The following is a 17,712-nucleotide window of genomic DNA, read 5'->3' on the forward strand; positions in this document are numbered from 1 at the left end:
CCGGGTGCACCATGGCGCCGGCCGCTTCCGTCACGCGATACTGCCGCCGTCCACCGCACCACGCGCCCCACAGCGACGGAAGGACCACCTGCCTTGACACCCTTGCGCACCGGTCTCGGCGTTCTCGCCCTGGCCCTGCTGGCCGGCCTGTCCGCCCCCACCGCCACGGCCTCCGCCGCTCCGGCGGCCCTGGCGGCCCCCTCCCCCACCGTCGAGGAACAGCGGCTCGCCGGGGCCGTCCCGCGGGAGATCCTGAGCCGCTCCGGATTCGGCGACGTGGCACCGGAGTTCGGCCGCTCCCTGACGCTCACGCACTCCCGCGCGCAGGCCCGCCGGCTCGTCGAACGGGAGGGTTCGGCGCTGTGGCGGCGGGCCGTGGACCGGGCGCAGGGAAGGGGCCCGGCGGGCGGTGACCTGAGCCGGGACGACGACCGGCCGCTGTACTGGGCCCGGCTGGGCATGACGCGTGAGGTACGCACCTGGCAACCGGCGTTCGGCCTCGATGACGGACAGCGGGCCGCGCTGCTGGACCTGCTGGAGCGGGTTTCGCGGGGACAGACCGACATCCGTCGCCCGGCGCAGGGGCATACGAGGCGGATCCTGCTCACGGGGTTCGACCCGTTCACCCTCGACCGGGACATCCGCATCTCCAACCCGTCCGGGGCGAGCGCGCTCGCGCTCGACGGCACGGTGATCCGGACGGCCCGGGGCCCGGCGCGCATCGAGACCGTGGTGTTCCCGGTGCGCTGGCAGGACTTCGCGGACGGCACGGTGGAGCGGGCGCTGCGGCCGCAGCTGCCGGAGACCGACCTCTTCACGACCGTGAGCCAGGGCCGCGTCGGCCGGTTCGACGTCGAGCGCACCAACGGCGCCTGGCGGGGTGGCTTCCCGGACAACGACGCCGTTTCGCGGACGGAGACCGTACCGGTCGCCGACCCGGCCTCCCAGCCCCAGTGGACGACGACGACCCTGCCGTACGCCGCCGTGGTGGCCGCGCACACCGGGCGCTTCCCGGTCTACGACCACACGGAGGTGACCGAGATACCCGCGGGCGGCTCCTCCCCCGTCGTGCGGCCGGCCGGCCCGACCCCCGGCTCGACGGCCCGCGCCGGAGGCGGTGGCGACTACCTCTCCAACGAGATCGCCTACCGGGCCACGCTGCTGCGGGACCGCCTCGGCCTGCACGACACCCTGCCCGGCGGGCACGTGCACACGCCCGTGCTGGAGTTCGGCGCCGGGAACACCGACCCGGCTACGGGGACCGTGACCGACCCCGAGTTCGTACGCAACCGGCTGGACATCATCGACCAGGTGCGGTCGATCGTGACGGTGGCGGCCGGCGCGCCGGAGGCGCACGCCGCGGACCCCGCCGGGAGGCGGCGGGTGCACGGCTGACCACGGCCGCGGCGGGTGCCCCGGTCAGCGGCTGACGTCCTCCGCGTCGGGCGTCGCACGGGGTGCCGTGCCGGGCGCCGCGGGCGCGGGCCCGCCGTCGCCGCTCTCCTCGCCCAGCAGGTCGCGGGCGAGGAGCGTGGCGCCCGCGACCGCGCCCGGCATCAGGAACACCGCGACGAACGGCACCAGGAAGGCCACGCCCAGCGGTGTCCCGAAGCCCCAGACCAGGGCCTTGCGGGAGCGGAGCAGGGTGAGCCGGGAGCGCAGCTCCACGCCCCGGCGCTGCAGGGCGACGGCGGCCAGTTCCTCGGTGAGGAAGAAGCCGGTGACGAAGAAGCCGAGCACGGGTACGACGGTCTGCCCGACGAACGGCAGGAACCCGAGGGCGAACAGCAGCACGCCCCACAGCCCGGCCCGGAGCAGGACGCGCACGCTGTCGCGGGCCGAGATCCACAGTTCGCGCCAGAGCGGCAGCCCAGACCGCGGGGCGCCGCCGTCGGGCGAGACGTCGGCGTCGACGCGTTCCGACAGGCTCTCGTAGAAGGGCTGGCCGACCAGCAGGGTGACGGCGGTGAAGGTGAGCACGGCCAGCAGCAGCCCGAGGGCGAACAGGACGGCCGTCAGGAAACCCCGGAACAGTCCCCGCCAGGGGCTGGACCAGTCGTCGGCGAACGGGGTGGACCAGGCGACCGCGTCCTCGCCCCACACGGCGAGCGCGACCAGTGCCGCCGCGTAGAGGACCAGCGTGATCAGGCCGGGCAGCAGACCGAAGCCGTAACTGCGGCCGTGCCGGGACACCCAGCGCTGGCCCTTCACCAGATAACCGAACCCCACCCCGAGATCACGCATGCCGGAGACTTTACCCAAGGCCGGTCTCCCGGTCGCGGCCGCCGGCGGCGCCGATCCGCAGCGTCAGGCGCCGAGCATCCGGCGCAGCAGGTCGCGCAGGGATCGGCGCTCGTCCGCGGAGAGCCCGGCGAGGGGCTCGCGGGCGAAGTGCAGTCCCTCGCGCAGGTCCCGGGCGACCCGCAGGCCCTCCTCGGTGGCGGCGGCCACCTTCACCCGGCGGTCGGCCGGGTCGGGGCGGCGCTCCACCAGGCCGCGGGACTCCAGGCGGTCCACTATCCCGGTGACGTTCGAGGGCTCGCACCTGAGCTTGTGGGCCAGCTTGCGCATGGGCAGCGGTTCCAGCGAGAGCAGGCTGAGGAGCCGGGCCTGCGGGCCGGTCAGCGTGTGCTCGCCCGCCGCCTTCTCGTAGTCCGCGTAGAAACGGGCCACGACGTCACCGATCAGCTCGACGACCTCCATGGTGAGTTCGTCGGCGGGGTGTGGCTTGGGTGGGGTGGACATGCTCACCAGAATACCCGGTTACTTGACATCCTGAAATATTCAGGTGCAAGGTTGTTTCAGGTTCTGAAGTATTTGAGGAAGGTCACCCGCCATGTCCGAGTCCCCCGCCCTCCCCTCCGTAAGCCGCGAGTGGCACCTGCGCAGCCGTCCGGTCGGCTGGCCGAAGCCCGAGGACTTCGCCCTGGTCGAGGCGCCGGTCCCGACCCCCGGCGACGGCCAGATCCTGGTCCGGAACACCTACCTCTCCGTCGACCCGTACATGCGCGGAAGGATGTCGGCCGCGAAGTCCTACGCCGCCCCCTTCGAGCTGGGCAAGGTCATGCAGGGTGGCGCGGTCGGCGAGGTCGTCGCCTCGAACGCCGAGGGCATCGCGGTCGGCGACCACGTCCTGCACTTCTTCGGCTGGCGCGAGTACGCGGCCCTGGACGCGAAGCACGCCGTCAAGGTCGACCCGCAGGCCGCGCCGGAGTCGGCGTACCTCGGCGTCCTCGGCATGACCGGCCTGACCGCCTACGCCGGCCTGCTGCGCACCGCCTCCTTCAAGGAGGGCGACGTCGTCTTCGTCTCCGGCGCCGCGGGTGCCGTGGGCAGCCAGGTCGGTCAGCTCGCCAAGCTCAAGGGCGCCTCGCGGGTCATCGGCTCGGCCGGCTCCGACGAGAAGGTCAGGCTGCTGGTGGACGAGTACGGCTTCGACGCCGCGTTCAACTACAAGAGCGGCCCGGTGGGCGAGCAGCTGCGGAAGGCGGCGCCCGACGGCATCGACGTGTACTTCGACAACGTCGGCGGCGACCACCTGGAGGCCGCCATCGGCTCGCTCAACCAGGGCGGCCGGATCGCCGTCTGCGGCATGATCTCGGTCTACAACAACACCGAGCCCGCCCCCGGCCCGCGCAACCTCGCGCGCCTGATCCAGACCCGCGGCCGCATCGAGGGCTTCCTGGTCGGCGACCACTACGACCTGCAGCCCCAGTTCGTCCAGGAGGTCGGTCCCTGGGTCGCCTCGGGCGCGCTCAAGTACCGCGAGACGGTCGTCGAGGGCATCGAGAACAACCTGGAGGCGTTCCTCGGGGTCCTGCGCGGCGACAACACCGGCAAGATGATCGTCAAGCTCTGAGCCCCTGGCCTTGACTTTCCGGCATGCGGTAGCTTCTTTCCGAAATCCGCCGTCGATCGTGGGCGCGAGTCACGGCGGACCGAGGAGGAGGACCCCCGCATGCCCATTCAGCAGTCCGACGTCCTGTACACCGCCGTCGCCACCGCGGAGAACGGCCGCGACGGCCGCGTCGCCACCGACGACGGCAAGCTCGACGTCGTCGTGAACCCGCCCAAGGAGATGGGCGGCAGCGGTGCCGGGACCAACCCGGAGCAGTTGTTCGCCGCCGGCTACAGCGCCTGCTTCCAGGGCGCGCTCGCCGTGGTCGCCCGGCAGGAGGGCGCCGACGTCTCCGGCTCGACCGTCACCGCCAAGGTCGGCATCGGCAAGAACGACGACGGTTTCGGGATCATCGTGGAGATCTCGGCGAGCATTCCGGGCGTCGACGAGGCCGCCGCCCGGGCGCTGGTGGAGAAGGCCCACCAGGTGTGCCCGTACTCGAAGGCGACCCGCGGCAACATCACCGTGACGCTGGCCTGACGTCGATCGTTGCGCACAGCGGCAGCCGCATCCCTGGACGTGGGATGCGGCTGCTGTGCGTGTGCATCGACGTCTGCGGCTGCGGCTGCGGCTGTCGTACGTGCGCGTGGGTCAGCGGCTGCGGCTGCCGGGCGTGTCAGCGGCCACGGCTGCGGCGGCCGTGCCTGTGTGCCGCGGCCCGGCCTGTGGGGGGTCACTTCACCGCCGCGCGGTGCAGCGCCGCCGCCAGCCGGTTGTTCTCCGGTGCCGCGCCGCCCGTGAAGGAGAAGCGGCGGCGGGTGTAGCCGTAGGCGAGACCGCTGCGGGGGTCGGCGAAGGCCTGCACGCCGTTCGCGCCGCTGTGGCCGAACGTGCCGGCGCCGAGGAAGGGGTGCCAGGTGTCGGCGGTCGCCTGGAAACCCAGGCCGAAGGACCTGTGAGCCCGGCCCACCAGATCGTGGCCGGTGGAGTGGATCTGCCCGAACTCCGCGACCGTGTCCTCCTTGAGCAGCGGGGCCTTGCCGTCGACCTCGCTGATGGCCGCCGCGTACATCCCCGCCAGGCCGCGCGCGGAGGACACACCGCCCACGGACGCGGGGCCCTTGGCGCGGATCAGCCTCTCGTTGGCCAGGCCCTCCGGATCGGTCGGCTCCGCGCCGTGCCGGTTGAAGGCGATCGCGGTCAGGGTGTGCGGTCCGGACGGCAGTTCGTCGAGGAGCGCCCGCTGCGCCGGGGTGGGCAGCATCGGCAGGACGGTGCGGAAGCGGGGCTCCCGGTCGGCCGGCAGGCCCAGGTGGAAGTCGAGTCCGTAGGGCGCGCGGATCCGCTCCTCGTACAGCTCCTGCACGGTGTGGCCCGTAGCCCGCCGCACCACCTCGCCGGTCAGCGCGCCGATGACCAGGGCGTGGTAACCGAAGGCCATGCCGGGACGCCAGAACGGCCGCTGGTCGGCGAGGCGTTCGGCGATCGACCGGTCGTCGGCCAGCTCCTCGAGGGTGAAGCCGGTGTCGGTGCCGATCAGACCGGCGCGGTGCGCCAGCAACTCCCGCAGGGTCAGCGCGCCCTTGCCCTCGGCGGCGAACTCCGGCCAGTAGTAGGTGACCTTCCGGTCCAGCTCCAGCGTGCCGTCCTGCACGAGCATCGCCGCGACCAGGTGGGCCGCGCCCTTCGTGGCCGAGTACACGCCGTAGAGCGAGTCGCCCGCCACCCCCTCGCCCGCCCACAGGTCCGCGACCCGGCGGCCGTGGACGTAGGCGCACAACTGGCCCTCGTAGTCGTCCCGTTCCGCGGCGACGAACGCGGCGAACGCCTCGCGCACCGCCTCGAAGCCCTCGGCGACCGTGCCGTGGACGGTGATCTCCCGCGTCATCCGCTCTCCTCAACCGATCCGCTGCTCGCTGCTCCCCCTCGGTACGGCACCCGTCCCCGCTTCGAGCCTTCCGGGATCGGTACGGCGAGACGTACCCGATCGACTCAACCGTCACGAGGGCCCGAGGGTGTCGGCGATGCCCCGGATGGCGCAGAGGGACGGTGCGGGACGGCCTGCGGCGCGGCTCAGGTGCACCACCACAAGAAGCGGTTGCAGGTCTTGGTGGGCGACGGTCTCGGGGTCGGGTCGGAGGTCGGGGCGGTCGGGGCGGTCGGGGCCGGGGTGTGGGCCGGGCCGCCCGTGCCCGGGGAGGCGGGGGCGGTGGTGGTCGCGCCGGCGGCCGAACCGGCCGGCGCCTGCGGCTTGCCGGTGTCCTTCGCGGACGGGGAGGCGGAGTCCTCGTCCCCGGGTGACCTGGAGGCGGACGCGGAGGCGGACACGGATGCCGAGGCGTCCGGGGAGACGGAGGCACCACGCGAGGCGCCGGCGGTGCCGCCGGCCGGGGCAGCCGTGCCGTCCGCCGCCGCGGGGGACGAGCCGCCGTCCGCCGCGGTGTCCCCGGACGCGGCCGGCGGGTCGCTGGAGAAGGGCGAGAAGGGCGCGTCCGTGCCGAGTTCGGCGAGGCTGAGGCCGCCCGCGGCCAGCACGAAGCCGGCGGCGACGAGCACGGCACGGCGACGGCGGCGACGGTGTGCGGCGGCCTTGCGGTCACGCCTGCCGGAGTCGGCCCCGGCGGGGCTCACCGTGACGGCGTCGCGGGTCCTGCGCTCCCGCCTGCCGGAGTCGGCCTCGGCGGGGCTCACCGTGACGGCGTCGCGCGCCCTGCGCTCCCGCCTGCCGGAGTCGGCCCCGGCGGGGCTCACCGTGACGGCATCGCGCGCCCTGCGCCGGGCGGCCCGGCCGCCGCCCTCGGACGCATCCCGCGGTTCCGGCTCCGCCGTGCCCTCCGCCCCGGCCATGCCCTCCGGTGCCTCCGTGGCCGCCGGCCCCTCCGGCTCCCAAGCCGGCCGGGGCCCGTCGAGGTGGGCTCCGGCCCCGTGCGCCACACCCCCGACGACGGCATGCCGCTGCTGCTGGTGCTGCTCCGGGAGGGCGCCGTATGCCCGGGTGCCGCCGTACCCCTGATTGAGGTGGTACCCCTGCGCAGGACCCGGTCCGCCGTAGGTCTCGCCGGCCCCTGCGGAGGCGGGGGGTGCCGGTGCGGGCACGACCGGCTGTAGGGCCGGTGCGCCGCAGCCCGGGCAGGCGAGGGCGCCGTTGAGGTGCCGTCGGCACGGGTGGCAGTAGTCCATGACGCGGGAAGACTAAGGTCCGCGCCGGTCACGTTCCTAGGCAGGCCTGTGAAGGTTTGGTGGGGGAGCGCAACATATCCCGCAGGCCGCGCCGAAACCGTTACCCGCAAGACCCATTGACACCCCCACCACCCCCTCCTTACTGTCACGCCAACATTTCGAACGTGTGACGAAATCTCGAACAGCTGAGAGGCAACTGCCGTGCGCATCACCGGAATCAGCACACACGTGGTCGGCACCCCGTGGCGCAACCTGACCTATGTCCGGGTGCACACCGACGAGGGGATCACGGGAGTAGGCGAGACCCGGATGCTCGGGCACACCGACGCGCTGATCGGCTATCTGCGGGAGGCCGAGGCCAACCACGTACGCGGCTCCGATCCGTTCGCCGTGGAGGACCTCGTACGCCGGATGAAATACGGCGACTACGGCCGCGCCGGTGAGATCGTCATGTCCGGCATCGCGGTCGTCGAGATGGCGTGCTGGGACATCAAGGGCAAGGCGCTCGGCGTGCCGGTCTGGCAGCTGCTCGGCGGACGGGTCACCGACAGGGTCAAGGCTTACGCCAACGGGTGGTACACGACCGAGCGAACCCCGGAGGCCTACCACAAGGCAGCCCAGGGGGTCATGGAGCGCGGCTACCGGGCGCTGAAGATCGATCCGTTCGGCACCGGGCACTTCGAACTCGACCGCGAGCAGACCCGGTACGCCGTCTCGCTCATCGAGGCCGTGCGCGACGCGATCGGCCCGGACGCCGAGCTGATGCTGGAGATGCACGGCCGCTTCTCCCCCGCCACCGCGGTCCGCCTCGCCCGCGAGCTCGCCCCCTTCGAGCCCGCCTGGCTGGAGGAGCCCGTGCCGCCGGAGAACCTCAAGGCGCTGGAGAAGGTCGCCGCCAAGGTCGACATCCCGATCGCCACCGGTGAGCGCGTGCACGACCGGATCGAGTTCCGCGAGCTGTTCGAGAGCCAGGCCGCGGACGTCATCCAGCCCGACGTCGGCCACGTCGGCGGCATCTGGGAGACCCGGAAGCTGGCCGCGACCGCCGAGTCGCACTACGTGCTCGTCGCCCCGCACAACGTGGGCGGGCCGGTGCTGACCGCCGCCTCGCTCCAAGTCGGCTTCACCACCCCGAACTTCAAGGTCCTCGAACACTTCAACGACTTCGCGGACGCCGAGATCAAGAAGGTGGTCAAGGGCGCTCCCCAGGTCGTCGACGGATACTTCCGGCTGTCGCACGAGCCCGGTCTGGGGGTCGAGCTGGACGTCGACGCCGCCGCGGAGTTCCCGCAGCAGCAGGCCCGGTTCGACCTGTGGGCCGAGGGCTGGGAGCAGCGCCGGCCGAAGGGGACCGCGTGAGCTTCCAGATCGTGGTCGAGGCGCCGGGCGTACACCGGGTCGAGGCCCACACGCCCCGCCGGCCCGGCCCCGGAGAGGCCCTCGTCACCGTGCACGCGGTCGGCATCTGCGGCAGCGACCGCGAGGTGTACCGGGGCGACCGGCCCGAGGGGTATGCGCGGTATCCGCTCGTCCCCGGCCACGAGTGGTCCGGCACGGTCGGGGCGGTGGGCGCCGGAGTGCCCGCGACGCTCGTCGGCCGCAAGGTCGTCGGCGAGGGCTTCCACAACTGCCAGGTGTGCGACCGCTGTCACGCGGGCGAGGCCACCCTGTGCACGGACGGCTACGAGGAGACCGGTTTCACCCGGCCGGGCGCCATGGCCGCCACGCTCACCCTGCCCGCAAGGCTGCTGCACGCCCTGCAGGACGGCGCCGACCTCACCGCCGCCGCGCTGCTGGAGCCGGCCGCCTGCGTCGCGGCCGCCGCACTCAGGGCGGACGCCCGGCCGGGCGAGCGGGTCGCCGTGGTCGGCACCGGCACGCTGGGGATGCTCGCCGTGCAGTTCCTGAAGGCCGTCTCGCCGGCGGACCTGCTGGTCGTGGGCGTCCGCGCCGACCGGGAGGCGCTCGCCCGGCGGTTCGGGGCCACCGGTTTCCGCACCACGGACCAGGAGTCGCCCGGCGACTACGACGTCGTCATCGAGGCCGCCGGCTCCGCGACGGCCGCGCGCACCGCCGCCGCCCTGCTCCGGCGCGGCGGACGCCTGGTCCTGACCGGCATCCCGGCGCCGGGCGCGGACGGCCTCGACCCGACCGACCTCGTCGTACGGCAGTTGGAGGTGCGCACCGTCTTCGGGGCGCCGCCACCGGCCTGGGCACACGCCGTGCGGATGTTCGACGCCGGGTTGCTGGATCCGCTGCCACTGGTCACGCACGAGCTGCCGCTGACCGAGTTCCCGCGGGCCATCGAGCTGGTGGCGAGCGGGGATCCGGAGGTGGGCAAGGTGCTGCTCCGCCCCTGACCGCTCCCCTCCACCTTCGACCACTCCCCTCCACCTCCGGCCGACTCTCCTCCACCTTCGACCACTCCCCTCCACCTCCGGCCGACTCCCCTCCCCTCCGACCACTCCGGCCTCCCCCGACCACTCCACTGGCCGCACCGTCTGTTTCCGCACCCTGAGACGCGAACAACGTCCGAAATACCGAACGCGAAGGACAGCTCGTGACCGACGCTTCCGCCCCGGCGGCCCGCAGGCCGGGCGAGCACGTGCTCGCCGCACTCGGCCTGGCCGCGCCCACCCCCGACCCGGCCGACGCCTCCGCCCACCGCTTTCCGGGCGGCGGCCGCTGGCGCACCGAGATCCCCTCCTGCGAGGGTCCCGAAGCGCTGGCGGTCGTGCTCGAGGAGGCCGCCCGCCTCGATGTGCCGATCCACCGGATCAGCCAGGGCAGCGGCGTGTGGATGCTCACCGACGCCGAGATCACCGAGATGGCCGGGGCCACCGCCGAACGCGGCATCGAGCTGTGCCTGTTCACCGGCCCGCGCGGCACCTGGGACATCGGCGGCGCGGTGCGGTCCGACTCCCGGGGGGCCGGGCCGCGTGCACGCGGTCACGACGCCGTGGCCGGCTGCGTCGAGGACGCCGTCCGCGCCACCGAGCTGGGCGTCCAGTGCCTGCTGGTCGCCGACGAGGGCGTGCTGTGGACCCTGCACCGGGCCCGGACCGAAGGGATCCTCCCGGCCGGCACCACGCTGAAGGTCTCGGCGCTGATCGGCCCGGTCAACCCGGCCTCGTACGCCGTCTTCGAACGGCTCGGCGCCGACTCGGTGAACGTGCCGGGCGATCTGACGCCGGACCACCTCACGGAGATCCGGCGGGTGTCCGGCGCCCCCATGGACCTGTACATCGAGGCCCCCGACGACCTCGGCGGCCATGTGCGGATGTACGAGGTCGCCGAGCTGATCCGGCGCGGCGCACCGCTCTACCTGAAGTTCGGCCTGTCGAAGGCGCCCGGCATCTACCCGTGGGGCGCCCATCTGCGGGATCTGACCCTGGACACCGCCAGGGAGCGGGTACGGCGCGGCCGGCTCGCCCTGGACCTGCTCGCCCGGCACGGCGCGGACGGCGGCATGGCGCCGCTCGGCTCGCGGCTGCCGGGCCCGCTGCACCGCTTCCCCAGCAACGCGTGACCCCTCGCCACGACGAGACGACCAAGGACTGATCACCATGCGCAATCACAGAGCCGCACTCACCGGGACGGCCGCAGCCGCCTCCCTCGCCCTGGTCCTGACTGCCTGCGGGCAGAGCGGAGAGGGTGGCGGCAAGGAGAAGGCGGGCGACGCCAAGGGCGGCACCATCGGCGTCGCGATGCCGACCAAGTCCTCCGAGCGCTGGATCAACGACGGCGCCAACGTCGTCAAGGACCTGCGCGCCAAGGGCTACCGGACCAAGCTGGTGTACGGCGAGGACGACCCCGAGCAGCAGGTCTCGCAGATCGAGAACCTGATCACCCAGGGCGTCAAGGGCCTGATCATCGCGGCGATCGACAACAAGTCCCTCGAACACGTCCTGCAGGAGGCCGCGGACGCCCACATCCCGGTCGTCTCCTACGACCGTCTGATCCTCGGCACCCGGAACGTCGACTACTACGCGTCCTTCGACAACGAGAAGGTCGGCAGGCTGCAGGGTGCCTACATAGCGCACAAGCTGGGCCTGGACAGCGGGAAGAAGGGCCCGTTCTCCATCGAGCTGTTCGCCGGTTCCAACGACGACAACAACACCCGCTACTTCTTCGACGGCGCGATGAGCGTGCTCAAGCCGTACCTGGACGACAAGCGGCTGGTCGTCCGCTCCGGGCAGACCGCGCTCAACAAGGTCACCACCCTGCGCTGGGACGGCGCCACCGCCCAGCGGCGCATGGACGACATCCTCACCTCCTCGTACCAGAACGAGCGGGTCGACGCCGTCCTCTCCCCCTACGACGGCATCTCGATCGGTGTCCTGTCCGCGCTGAAGTCGGACGGCTACGGCTCGGGGAACAAGCCGCTTCCGGTGGTCACGGGTCAGGACGCGGAGCTGGCCTCCGTGAAGTCGATCATCGCCGGCGAGCAGACGCAGACCGTCTACAAGGACCTCCGCAAGCTCGCCGAGGTCGCCGCGACGATGCTGGACGACGTCCTCGGTGGGCGAAAGCCCGAGGTCAACGACGTCAAGTCGTACGACAACGGCGCCAAGGTCGTCCCCTCCTATCTGCTCCAGCCGGTCAGCGTCGACCGGACCAACTACGAAGACGTCCTGGTCAAGGGCGGTTACTACACCGACGCACAGCTCAGGTGAGCCGCCAGAACCGACCGACCCCACACCGACCGGAAGGCACGACCATGGCGGGACCCGTCCTGGAAATGCGCTCGATCGTCAAGACCTTTCCCGGTGTCACGGCGCTCTCGGACGTCACTCTGACGGTACGTCGGGGCGAGGTCCACGCCGTCTGCGGCGAGAACGGCGCCGGGAAGTCCACCCTGATGAAGGTGCTCTCCGGCGTCCATCCGCACGGCAGTTACGAGGGCGAGATCCTCTTCGAGTCGGCGGTCTGCCGATTCAGGGACATCCGGGCCAGCGAGCAGCACGGCATCGTCATCATCCACCAGGAGCTGGCACTGGTGCCGTACCTCTCCGTCGCCGAGAACATCTTCCTCGGCAACGAGCACGCCACGCGCGGCCTCATCGACTGGAACGCCACCCTCGGGCACGCCGCAGAGCTGCTGCGCCGGGTCGGCCTGACCGACCACCCGCAGACCCGGGTCGCCGACATCGGCGTGGGCAAGCAGCAGCTCGTGGAGATCGCCAAGGCACTGTCGAAGCAGGTGAAGCTGCTCATCCTGGACGAGCCGACCGCCGCCCTGAACGACGAGGACAGCGGCAAACTCCTCGATCTGATACTGGAGCTGAAGGCCCAGGGCATCACCTCGATCATCATCTCGCACAAGCTGGGCGAGATCCGCCGGGTCGCCGACTCGGTGACGATCCTGCGCGACGGGCGCTCCATCGAAACCCTCGACGTGCGGGACCCGGGGACCACCGAGGACCGGATCATCAGCGGGATGGCCGGCCGCGACCTCGACCACCGCTTCCCCGAGCGCACCGCGCACCGGACGGAGGAGGGCGCGGCCCCGGCCCTGGAGATCCGCGACTGGAGCGTGCACCACCCCATCGACCGGCAGCGCAAGGTGGTCGACGGTGTGTCGGTCCACGTGCGCCGCGGGGAGATCGTCGGCATCGCGGGCCTGATGGGCGCCGGCCGCACCGAACTCGCCATGAGCGTCTTCGGCCGCTCCTACGGCCGCTGGGCGGGCGGCACGGTGCTCAAGGACGGCGCGGAGATCCGCACCCGGACCGTCGCGGAGGCGATCGGGCACGGCATCGCCTACGTCACCGAGGACCGCAAGCACTACGGGCTCAACCTCATCGACACCGTCAACCGCAACATCTCGCTGACCGCCCTGGACAAGGTCGCGCGGCGGGGCGTCGTCGACGAGCACGAGGAGCGGCGGGTCGCCGAGCGGTTCCGCACCTCGATGAACATCAAGGCGCCGACCGTCCTGGAGCCGGTGGGCAGGTTGTCCGGCGGCAACCAGCAGAAGGTCGTCCTCAGCAAGTGGATCTTCGCGGACCCGGACGTGCTGATCCTGGACGAGCCCACGCGGGGCATCGACGTCGGCGCCAAGTTCGAGATCTACACGGTCATCGACCGGCTGGCGGCCGAGGGCAGGGCGGTCGTCCTCATCTCCTCCGAACTGCCCGAGCTGCTCGGCATGTGCGACCGCATCTACACGATGGCCGCGGGCCGGCTGACCGGCGAGTTCTCCCGGGCCGAGGCCTCTTCCGAATCGCTGATGCGCCAGATGACGAAGGACAAGGAGGTGACCCGATGAGCACGGACGTGCCGGCCAGGACCCCGGCCCCGGCGCCACCGGGCAAGAGCGGTGCCCCGGCCCCCGGCGGTCTGCTGCGGCTGATGCTGGCGGGGCTGCGCGCCAACATGCGGCAGTACGGCATGCTGATCGCGCTCGGCCTGATCGTGGCCCTGTTCGCGGTGTGGACCGAGGGCGATCTGCTGCTGCCCCGCAACGTCTCCAACCTCGTGCTGCAGAACAGCCACATCCTGATCCTCGCGATCGGCATGATGCTGGTGATCGTCGCGGGCCACATCGATCTGTCGGTCGGCTCGCTTACGGCGTTCGTCGGCGCGTTCGCGGCCGTCCTGACGGTCCAGCACGGTGTCGCCTGGCCGGTCGCCCTGGTGCTGTGCCTGCTGGTGGGCGCCGTGGCCGGAGCGGCGCAGGGCTTCATGATCGCCTATTTCGGCATACCGTCGTTCATCGTCACCCTCGCCGGCATGCTGGTCTTCCGCGGTCTGACGGAGATCTTCCTCCAGGGGCAGACCCTCGGGCCGTTCCCGGGCGGCCTGCAGAAGATGGGCAACGGCTTCCTGCCGGAGGCCGGACCCGCCACCGACTACCACAACCTCACACTGCTGCTGGGCCTCGCCCTGATCGTCTCCTCGGTCGTGCAGAAGGTGCGCGACCGCAGGCGCCAGCGGGAGTTCTCCCTCGACGTGCCGCCCAGGAGCCTCTTCCTGCTCGGGCTCGTCGCCCTCACGTCCGCGATCCTCGTCGTCACGCTGCTGCTGGCCAGCTACAAGGGCGCCCCGATCGTGCTGCTCGTCCTCGGCGCGCTGGTGGTCGGATACGGCTACCTGATGCGCAACGCGGTGTTCGGCCGGCACATCTACGCGATCGGCGGCAACCTGCCGGCCGCCAAGCTGTCCGGCGTCAGGGACAAGAAGGTCACCTTCCTCGTCTTCCTCAACATGGGCGTGCTCGCGGCCCTGGCGGGGCTGGTGGTCTCCGCCCGCCTCAACGCGGCCTCGCCGAAGGCGGGTCTCAACTTCGAGTTGGAGGCCATCGCCTCGTCGTTCATCGGCGGCGCCTCCATGAGCGGCGGCGTGGGTACGGTCCTCGGCGCCATCATCGGCGGTCTCGTCCTGGGCGTGCTGAACAACGGCATGAACCTCCTCAGCGTCGGCACCGACTGGCAGCAGGTCATCAAGGGCCTGGCCCTGCTGGTGGCGGTCGGGTTCGACGTGTGGAACAAGCGCAGGTCCGGCTCGTGAACCGGACCGGGCCCGATCGCGCGCTCGGGGGCGTGAACCGGCTCACACGACCGGTGAGTTGAACGGCTCGGCCGCCCCTGCCGTATCCATGGGCGGCCCGTGCTCCCCCGCACGGGCCACCTGAACGGAGGTCCCCTTGGCCGGCAACGTCACCTCGTTGTTCCGCGGCACCGCCGCGCACAGCCCCTCGATGGCGGCGCTGGCGCGGGAGGGCGGCGACGGGGCCGGACCGGTGGACTTCTGCATCCCGTGCAACCCGTACTTCCCGACTCCGGCCATGTTCGACGAGATGTCGGCCCGGTTGCGCGAGATCGTCACGTACTACCCCAGCGGCGCCGACACCATCACCGCCGAGCTGTGCAGTCTGCTGCAACTGCCGCCCAGCTGTGTGGCGATGGGCAACGGCTCCACGGAGCTGATCACCTGGCTCGACCACCTCCTCGTCCGGGAGTCCCTGGCGATCCCGGTGCCCACCTTCGGCCGCTGGACCGACCAGCCGATGGAGACCGGCAAGCGGGTCGACATGTTCCCGCTGCAGGAGGCGAACGGCTTCGCCCTGGACCTGACCCAGTACACCCAGTTCATCCGTGCGCGCGGCACGCGCGTGGCCGTGATCTGCAATCCGAACAATCCCGACGGCGGTTATCTGCGCAAGCAGTCGGTGGTCCAGTTCATGGACGCCATGGCCGATCTGGACCTGGTGATCGTGGACGAGTCCTTCCTGGAGTTCGCCGACGCGGAGGCCGAGCCGAGCGTCGTGCAGGAGGCGATGCTCCGCCCGAACGTCGTGGTCCTGCGCAGCCTGGGCAAGAACTTCGGTCTGCACGGCATACGCTTCGGCTACCTGGTCGCCAACCCGGCGCTCGCGGGCAGGGTCCGCGCGATGCTGCCCAAGTGGAACCTCAACTCCTTCGCCGAGCACGTGGTGTTCATGCTGAAGGAGCACGGGGCCGAGTACGCGCAGAGCCTGCTGCAGGTGCGCCGCGACCGCCTGGAGATGGCCAGCCACCTCTCCGCGCTCCCCGGGCTCACCGTCTATCCGTCCCAGGGCAACTTCCTGTTCGTACGCCTTCCCGTCGGAGCCGAGGGCACCGTGGTCCGGGACCGGCTGCTCACCGAGCACCGGATCCTGGTCCGCGAGTGCGGCAACAAGATCGGCTCCTCCAGCCGCTTCCTGAGACTCGTGGTGCGCCCCCAGGTCGACGTGCGTCGCCTGGTGTCCGGCCTGGAGCAGGTGCTCTACGGGGCCAGGAGGGGAACCGCCGTACCCGAGCTGGGCGCCGGGACCAGCTACAGCTCGGGTACGGCGGCGATCGACCGGCTGATGAGCGAGACCAACGGGGCCGGTCTGCGTGGGCTCGACGCCCAGGCCATGGCCGCGGCCGTCCCCGCTCCGGCCGTCGGCACCGGCATGCCGCTCCCCGCCGCCGTGCAGCCCGGCGCCGGGATGCCGATGCCGGCGGCAGCCCAGCGCGCCCCCGCACCCGCCCCGGTGCCGGCACAGACGCCCATGCCCGCCCCGGTGCCGCCACAGACGCCCGCGCCGGCGCCGATACCCGTGCCGGTGCCGGCGCCCGCGCCGATGCCGGTCCAGCAGCCGATGGTCCCGGCGCCCGCACCGCAACCGGCTGCGCGGCCGGGCCCGGTTCCGATGCCCGCCGTCCCGGCGGCCGCGGCCGCCGTCGCGCCCACCCCGCCCGGTGTCCCGGCGCGCGGCGGTCTCACCGCGGCCCAGGTACGGGGCATGACGGCCCCGGCCCCCGCCACCGGCCTGACCCCGGCCCCGGCAACGGGCTGGCCGAACGCCCAGAGCTGGCCGAACGCGGCGGGAATGGGACAGGCGGGCTAGCGCTGCGCCCGAGGCCGGCCGCGGGGCGGCCGGCCCGGCGGCCGGTGGAGCACTAGTGCTTCGGGCACTGCTGCCACGCCAGGTGGTAGACCGTGCTGATGTCCCCGTCGGTGGAGTCCATCGTCATGAAGCTGACCTTGCCGGGGTTGGCGCTGCCCGCGTTCACCCTCAGTTCGGTGTTGATGTTGAAGTTGCGCAGCACACCGCAGGGCGCCCAGACCAGTTGGGCCCAGTCGGTGGTGTCGGTGACCTGCCAGTCGTCGTTGTAGGCCCCGCCGAAGGGGTGGGTCCGCGGCACGGTGCTCGAGGACCCCTGGAAGTAGTACGAGGCCTTCTGCGTGGCGGTCGCGCCGGGCTGGAGCGAGAGGAAGCCCCGGTAGTCCGCCTGGGCCACGGCGTAGGTGAAGCCCTGCGGGACATGGACCACCAGGTTGAGCTGGCAGTTCTTGCGGAAGGCCGTGGGGTCGGAGTTGCCGCCGGCCTGGGCGAGGTAGTCGCTGTACGTCACCGTGAAGGCCGTGTTGTCCGGCGAGACCGCCACGGCGGCCGTACCCGCCGGGCAGCCGGAGCCGTTCACCGTGGCCACGTCGATGACGATCTTGTCCGGAGGCGGGTCGTCGAACACGGAGGACGGGTTCTGGGTGGGCAGGGCGGTAGTGAGGAGAGCGGCGACGGCGCCGCTCAGGAGGAGTCCACCAGCCATGGTTTCTCCCGGTTGAGTGGGTGGGGGGTTCGGCCTCCGCCCCTCCGTTCAACCTTGAAGAAACTGTGTGGAACCTGTGAAGGGAGAGGAGGCGAGGGAATCGTAGGAAGCCCCGCTCCGGCCCGACAGGGCGAACTCAGGCCATTCACACCGGGGTTTTCACGGGTTCTCCCAGGCCGCCGGTTCGGCGGCCAACGCACGGACCGGCTCGGGCAGCGTGTCCGCCGCGAGGTCGGCGAGCGTGACGCCCTCCAGGATCCGGCGGACGTTGGCGCGCAGGGCGATCCACAGGGGCAGCAGCGGCCGGGCCGTGCCGGTGTAGGCGAGGCCGGTCGGGCGTTCGCCGCGCACCGAGACGATGGGGCCGTCGACACCCCGGATGACGTCCGCGACCGTGATCGCCGCCGCGTCCCGGGCGAGCCGGTAGCCGCCGCCCCCGCCACGCCGGCTGTCGACGATCCCGGCGCGCCGCAGATCGCCCAGGATCCCCTCCAAAAACTTGTGCGGGATGTCCTGCACGGCGGCGATCTCCTCCGCCTTCACCGGGCCGCCATCCTGCCGTACGGCCAGCTCCAGAACCGCCCGTACCGCGTAATCCGCCCGTGCCGAGATCCTCATGCGTCCATTGTG

The 17,712-nt window shown here is 72.0% G+C and carries 16 protein-coding genes; 10 read left to right on the plus strand and 6 right to left on the minus strand.

What is annotated here, in order from left to right; translation table 11 throughout:
• Positions 1 to 93: 93 nt before the first annotated feature.
• Positions 94 to 1,395, plus strand: coding sequence for a pyroglutamyl peptidase (locus tag ACGFT2_RS18740; RefSeq protein WP_393279260.1), 1,302 nt, complete (start codon positions 94 to 96; stop codon positions 1,393 to 1,395).
• Between the two features lie 24 nt (positions 1,396 to 1,419).
• Here the strand turns inward: ACGFT2_RS18740 and ACGFT2_RS18745 are convergent, their stop codons facing one another.
• Together ACGFT2_RS18745 and ACGFT2_RS18750 are read right to left on the minus strand one after the other, a co-directional pair.
• On the minus strand, positions 1,420 to 2,244 hold the full coding sequence (locus tag ACGFT2_RS18745) for an EI24 domain-containing protein (RefSeq protein ID WP_393279263.1): 825 nt from the start codon (positions 2,242 to 2,244) through the stop codon (positions 1,420 to 1,422).
• 63 nt (positions 2,245 to 2,307) lie between these two features.
• Positions 2,308 to 2,745, minus strand: coding sequence for a MarR family winged helix-turn-helix transcriptional regulator (locus ACGFT2_RS18750; RefSeq protein ID WP_393279265.1), 438 nt, complete (start codon positions 2,743 to 2,745; stop codon positions 2,308 to 2,310).
• 91 nt (positions 2,746 to 2,836) lie between these two features.
• On the opposite strand from ACGFT2_RS18750, the gene ACGFT2_RS18755 reads away from it, so the two are divergent.
• The gene (locus ACGFT2_RS18755) at positions 2,837 to 3,859 is read left to right on the plus strand and encodes an NADP-dependent oxidoreductase (RefSeq protein ID WP_393279267.1); all 1,023 of its coding nucleotides are present in this window, start codon (positions 2,837 to 2,839) and stop codon (positions 3,857 to 3,859) included.
• A 99-nt stretch (positions 3,860 to 3,958) separates the two neighbouring features.
• Positions 3,959 to 4,378, plus strand: a complete 420-nt coding sequence (locus ACGFT2_RS18760) for an organic hydroperoxide resistance protein (RefSeq protein WP_393279269.1) — start codon at positions 3,959 to 3,961, stop codon at positions 4,376 to 4,378.
• Between the two features lie 193 nt (positions 4,379 to 4,571).
• Here ACGFT2_RS18760 and ACGFT2_RS18765 read toward each other — a convergent pair whose 3' ends face one another.
• Positions 4,572 to 5,726: a serine hydrolase domain-containing protein gene (locus ACGFT2_RS18765; protein WP_393279271.1), complete on the minus strand. Its 1,155-nt coding sequence runs from the start codon at positions 5,724 to 5,726 to the stop codon at positions 4,572 to 4,574.
• A gap of 185 nt (positions 5,727 to 5,911) precedes the next feature.
• Positions 5,912 to 7,018: a hypothetical protein gene (locus ACGFT2_RS18770; RefSeq protein ID WP_393279273.1), complete on the minus strand. Its 1,107-nt coding sequence runs from the start codon at positions 7,016 to 7,018 to the stop codon at positions 5,912 to 5,914.
• A 201-nt stretch (positions 7,019 to 7,219) separates the two neighbouring features.
• Here ACGFT2_RS18770 and ACGFT2_RS18775 point away from each other — a divergent pair, with 201 nt between their 5' ends.
• The 7 genes from ACGFT2_RS18775 (at position 7,220) to ACGFT2_RS18805 (ending at position 16,379) form a co-directional block, all read left to right on the plus strand.
• A complete protein-coding gene (locus ACGFT2_RS18775; protein WP_393279275.1) occupies positions 7,220 to 8,377 on the plus strand; it encodes a mandelate racemase/muconate lactonizing enzyme family protein in 1,158 nt (385 codons plus the stop codon).
• Positions 8,374 to 9,378, plus strand: a complete 1,005-nt coding sequence (locus ACGFT2_RS18780; RefSeq protein WP_393279277.1) for a zinc-binding dehydrogenase — start codon at positions 8,374 to 8,376, stop codon at positions 9,376 to 9,378. The genes ACGFT2_RS18775 and ACGFT2_RS18780 overlap by 4 nt, the downstream gene beginning before the upstream one ends.
• 200 nt (positions 9,379 to 9,578) lie before the next feature.
• Positions 9,579 to 10,547, plus strand: a complete 969-nt coding sequence (locus ACGFT2_RS18785; RefSeq protein ID WP_393279279.1) for a hypothetical protein — start codon at positions 9,579 to 9,581, stop codon at positions 10,545 to 10,547.
• A 37-nt stretch (positions 10,548 to 10,584) separates the two neighbouring features.
• Entirely contained in the window at positions 10,585 to 11,694 is a 1,110-nt protein-coding gene (gene chvE / locus ACGFT2_RS18790; RefSeq protein WP_393279280.1) for a multiple monosaccharide ABC transporter substrate-binding protein, read from the plus strand.
• A gap of 44 nt (positions 11,695 to 11,738) precedes the next feature.
• Complete coding sequence (mmsA, locus tag ACGFT2_RS18795) at positions 11,739 to 13,289, plus strand: multiple monosaccharide ABC transporter ATP-binding protein (RefSeq protein ID WP_393279281.1); 1,551 nt, start codon at positions 11,739 to 11,741, stop codon at positions 13,287 to 13,289.
• On the plus strand, positions 13,286 to 14,530 hold the full coding sequence (mmsB, locus tag ACGFT2_RS18800; protein ID WP_393279283.1) for a multiple monosaccharide ABC transporter permease: 1,245 nt from the start codon (positions 13,286 to 13,288) through the stop codon (positions 14,528 to 14,530). The genes mmsA and mmsB overlap by 4 nt, the downstream gene beginning before the upstream one ends.
• Positions 14,531 to 14,666: 136 nt before the next feature.
• Entirely contained in the window at positions 14,667 to 16,379 is a 1,713-nt protein-coding gene (locus ACGFT2_RS18805; RefSeq protein ID WP_393279285.1) for a pyridoxal phosphate-dependent aminotransferase, read from the plus strand.
• A gap of 52 nt (positions 16,380 to 16,431) precedes the next feature.
• Here the strand turns inward: ACGFT2_RS18805 and ACGFT2_RS18810 are convergent, their stop codons facing one another.
• Both ACGFT2_RS18810 and ACGFT2_RS18815 read right to left on the minus strand, forming a co-directional pair.
• On the minus strand, positions 16,432 to 17,082 hold the full coding sequence (locus ACGFT2_RS18810; protein WP_393279287.1) for a DUF4360 domain-containing protein: 651 nt from the start codon (positions 17,080 to 17,082) through the stop codon (positions 16,432 to 16,434).
• A 159-nt stretch (positions 17,083 to 17,241) separates the two neighbouring features.
• Positions 17,242 to 17,700 (minus strand): RrF2 family transcriptional regulator, encoded by a 459-nt coding sequence (locus tag ACGFT2_RS18815; RefSeq protein WP_393279289.1) that lies wholly within the window; start codon positions 17,698 to 17,700, stop codon positions 17,242 to 17,244.
• Positions 17,701 to 17,712: the final 12 nt, after the last annotated feature.

The organism is Streptomyces sp. NPDC048514 (genome assembly GCF_043199955.1).
In the GTDB taxonomy this organism is placed as follows: domain Bacteria; phylum Actinomycetota; class Actinomycetes; order Streptomycetales; family Streptomycetaceae; genus Streptomyces.

Bases quoted from the DNA above. Each gene is read 5' to 3' on its own strand.
- ACGFT2_RS18745 (WP_393279263.1), bottom strand. From the start codon at position 2,244: ATGCGTGATCTCGGGGTGGGGTTCGGTTATCTGGTGAAGGGCCAGCGC.
- ACGFT2_RS18750 (WP_393279265.1), bottom strand. From the start codon at position 2,745: ATGTCCACCCCACCCAAGCCACACCCCGCCGACGAACTCACCATGGAG.
- ACGFT2_RS18755 (WP_393279267.1), top strand. From the start codon at position 2,837: ATGTCCGAGTCCCCCGCCCTCCCCTCCGTAAGCCGCGAGTGGCACCTG.
- ACGFT2_RS18760 (WP_393279269.1), top strand. From the start codon at position 3,959: ATGCCCATTCAGCAGTCCGACGTCCTGTACACCGCCGTCGCCACCGCG.
- ACGFT2_RS18765 (WP_393279271.1), bottom strand. From the start codon at position 5,726: ATGACGCGGGAGATCACCGTCCACGGCACGGTCGCCGAGGGCTTCGAG.
- ACGFT2_RS18770 (WP_393279273.1), bottom strand. From the start codon at position 7,018: ATGGACTACTGCCACCCGTGCCGACGGCACCTCAACGGCGCCCTCGCC.
- chvE (WP_393279280.1), top strand. From the start codon at position 10,585: ATGCGCAATCACAGAGCCGCACTCACCGGGACGGCCGCAGCCGCCTCC.
- mmsA (WP_393279281.1), top strand. From the start codon at position 11,739: ATGGCGGGACCCGTCCTGGAAATGCGCTCGATCGTCAAGACCTTTCCC.
- mmsB (WP_393279283.1), top strand. From the start codon at position 13,286: ATGAGCACGGACGTGCCGGCCAGGACCCCGGCCCCGGCGCCACCGGGC.
- ACGFT2_RS18810 (WP_393279287.1), bottom strand. From the start codon at position 17,082: ATGGCTGGTGGACTCCTCCTGAGCGGCGCCGTCGCCGCTCTCCTCACT.
- ACGFT2_RS18815 (WP_393279289.1), bottom strand. From the start codon at position 17,700: ATGAGGATCTCGGCACGGGCGGATTACGCGGTACGGGCGGTTCTGGAG.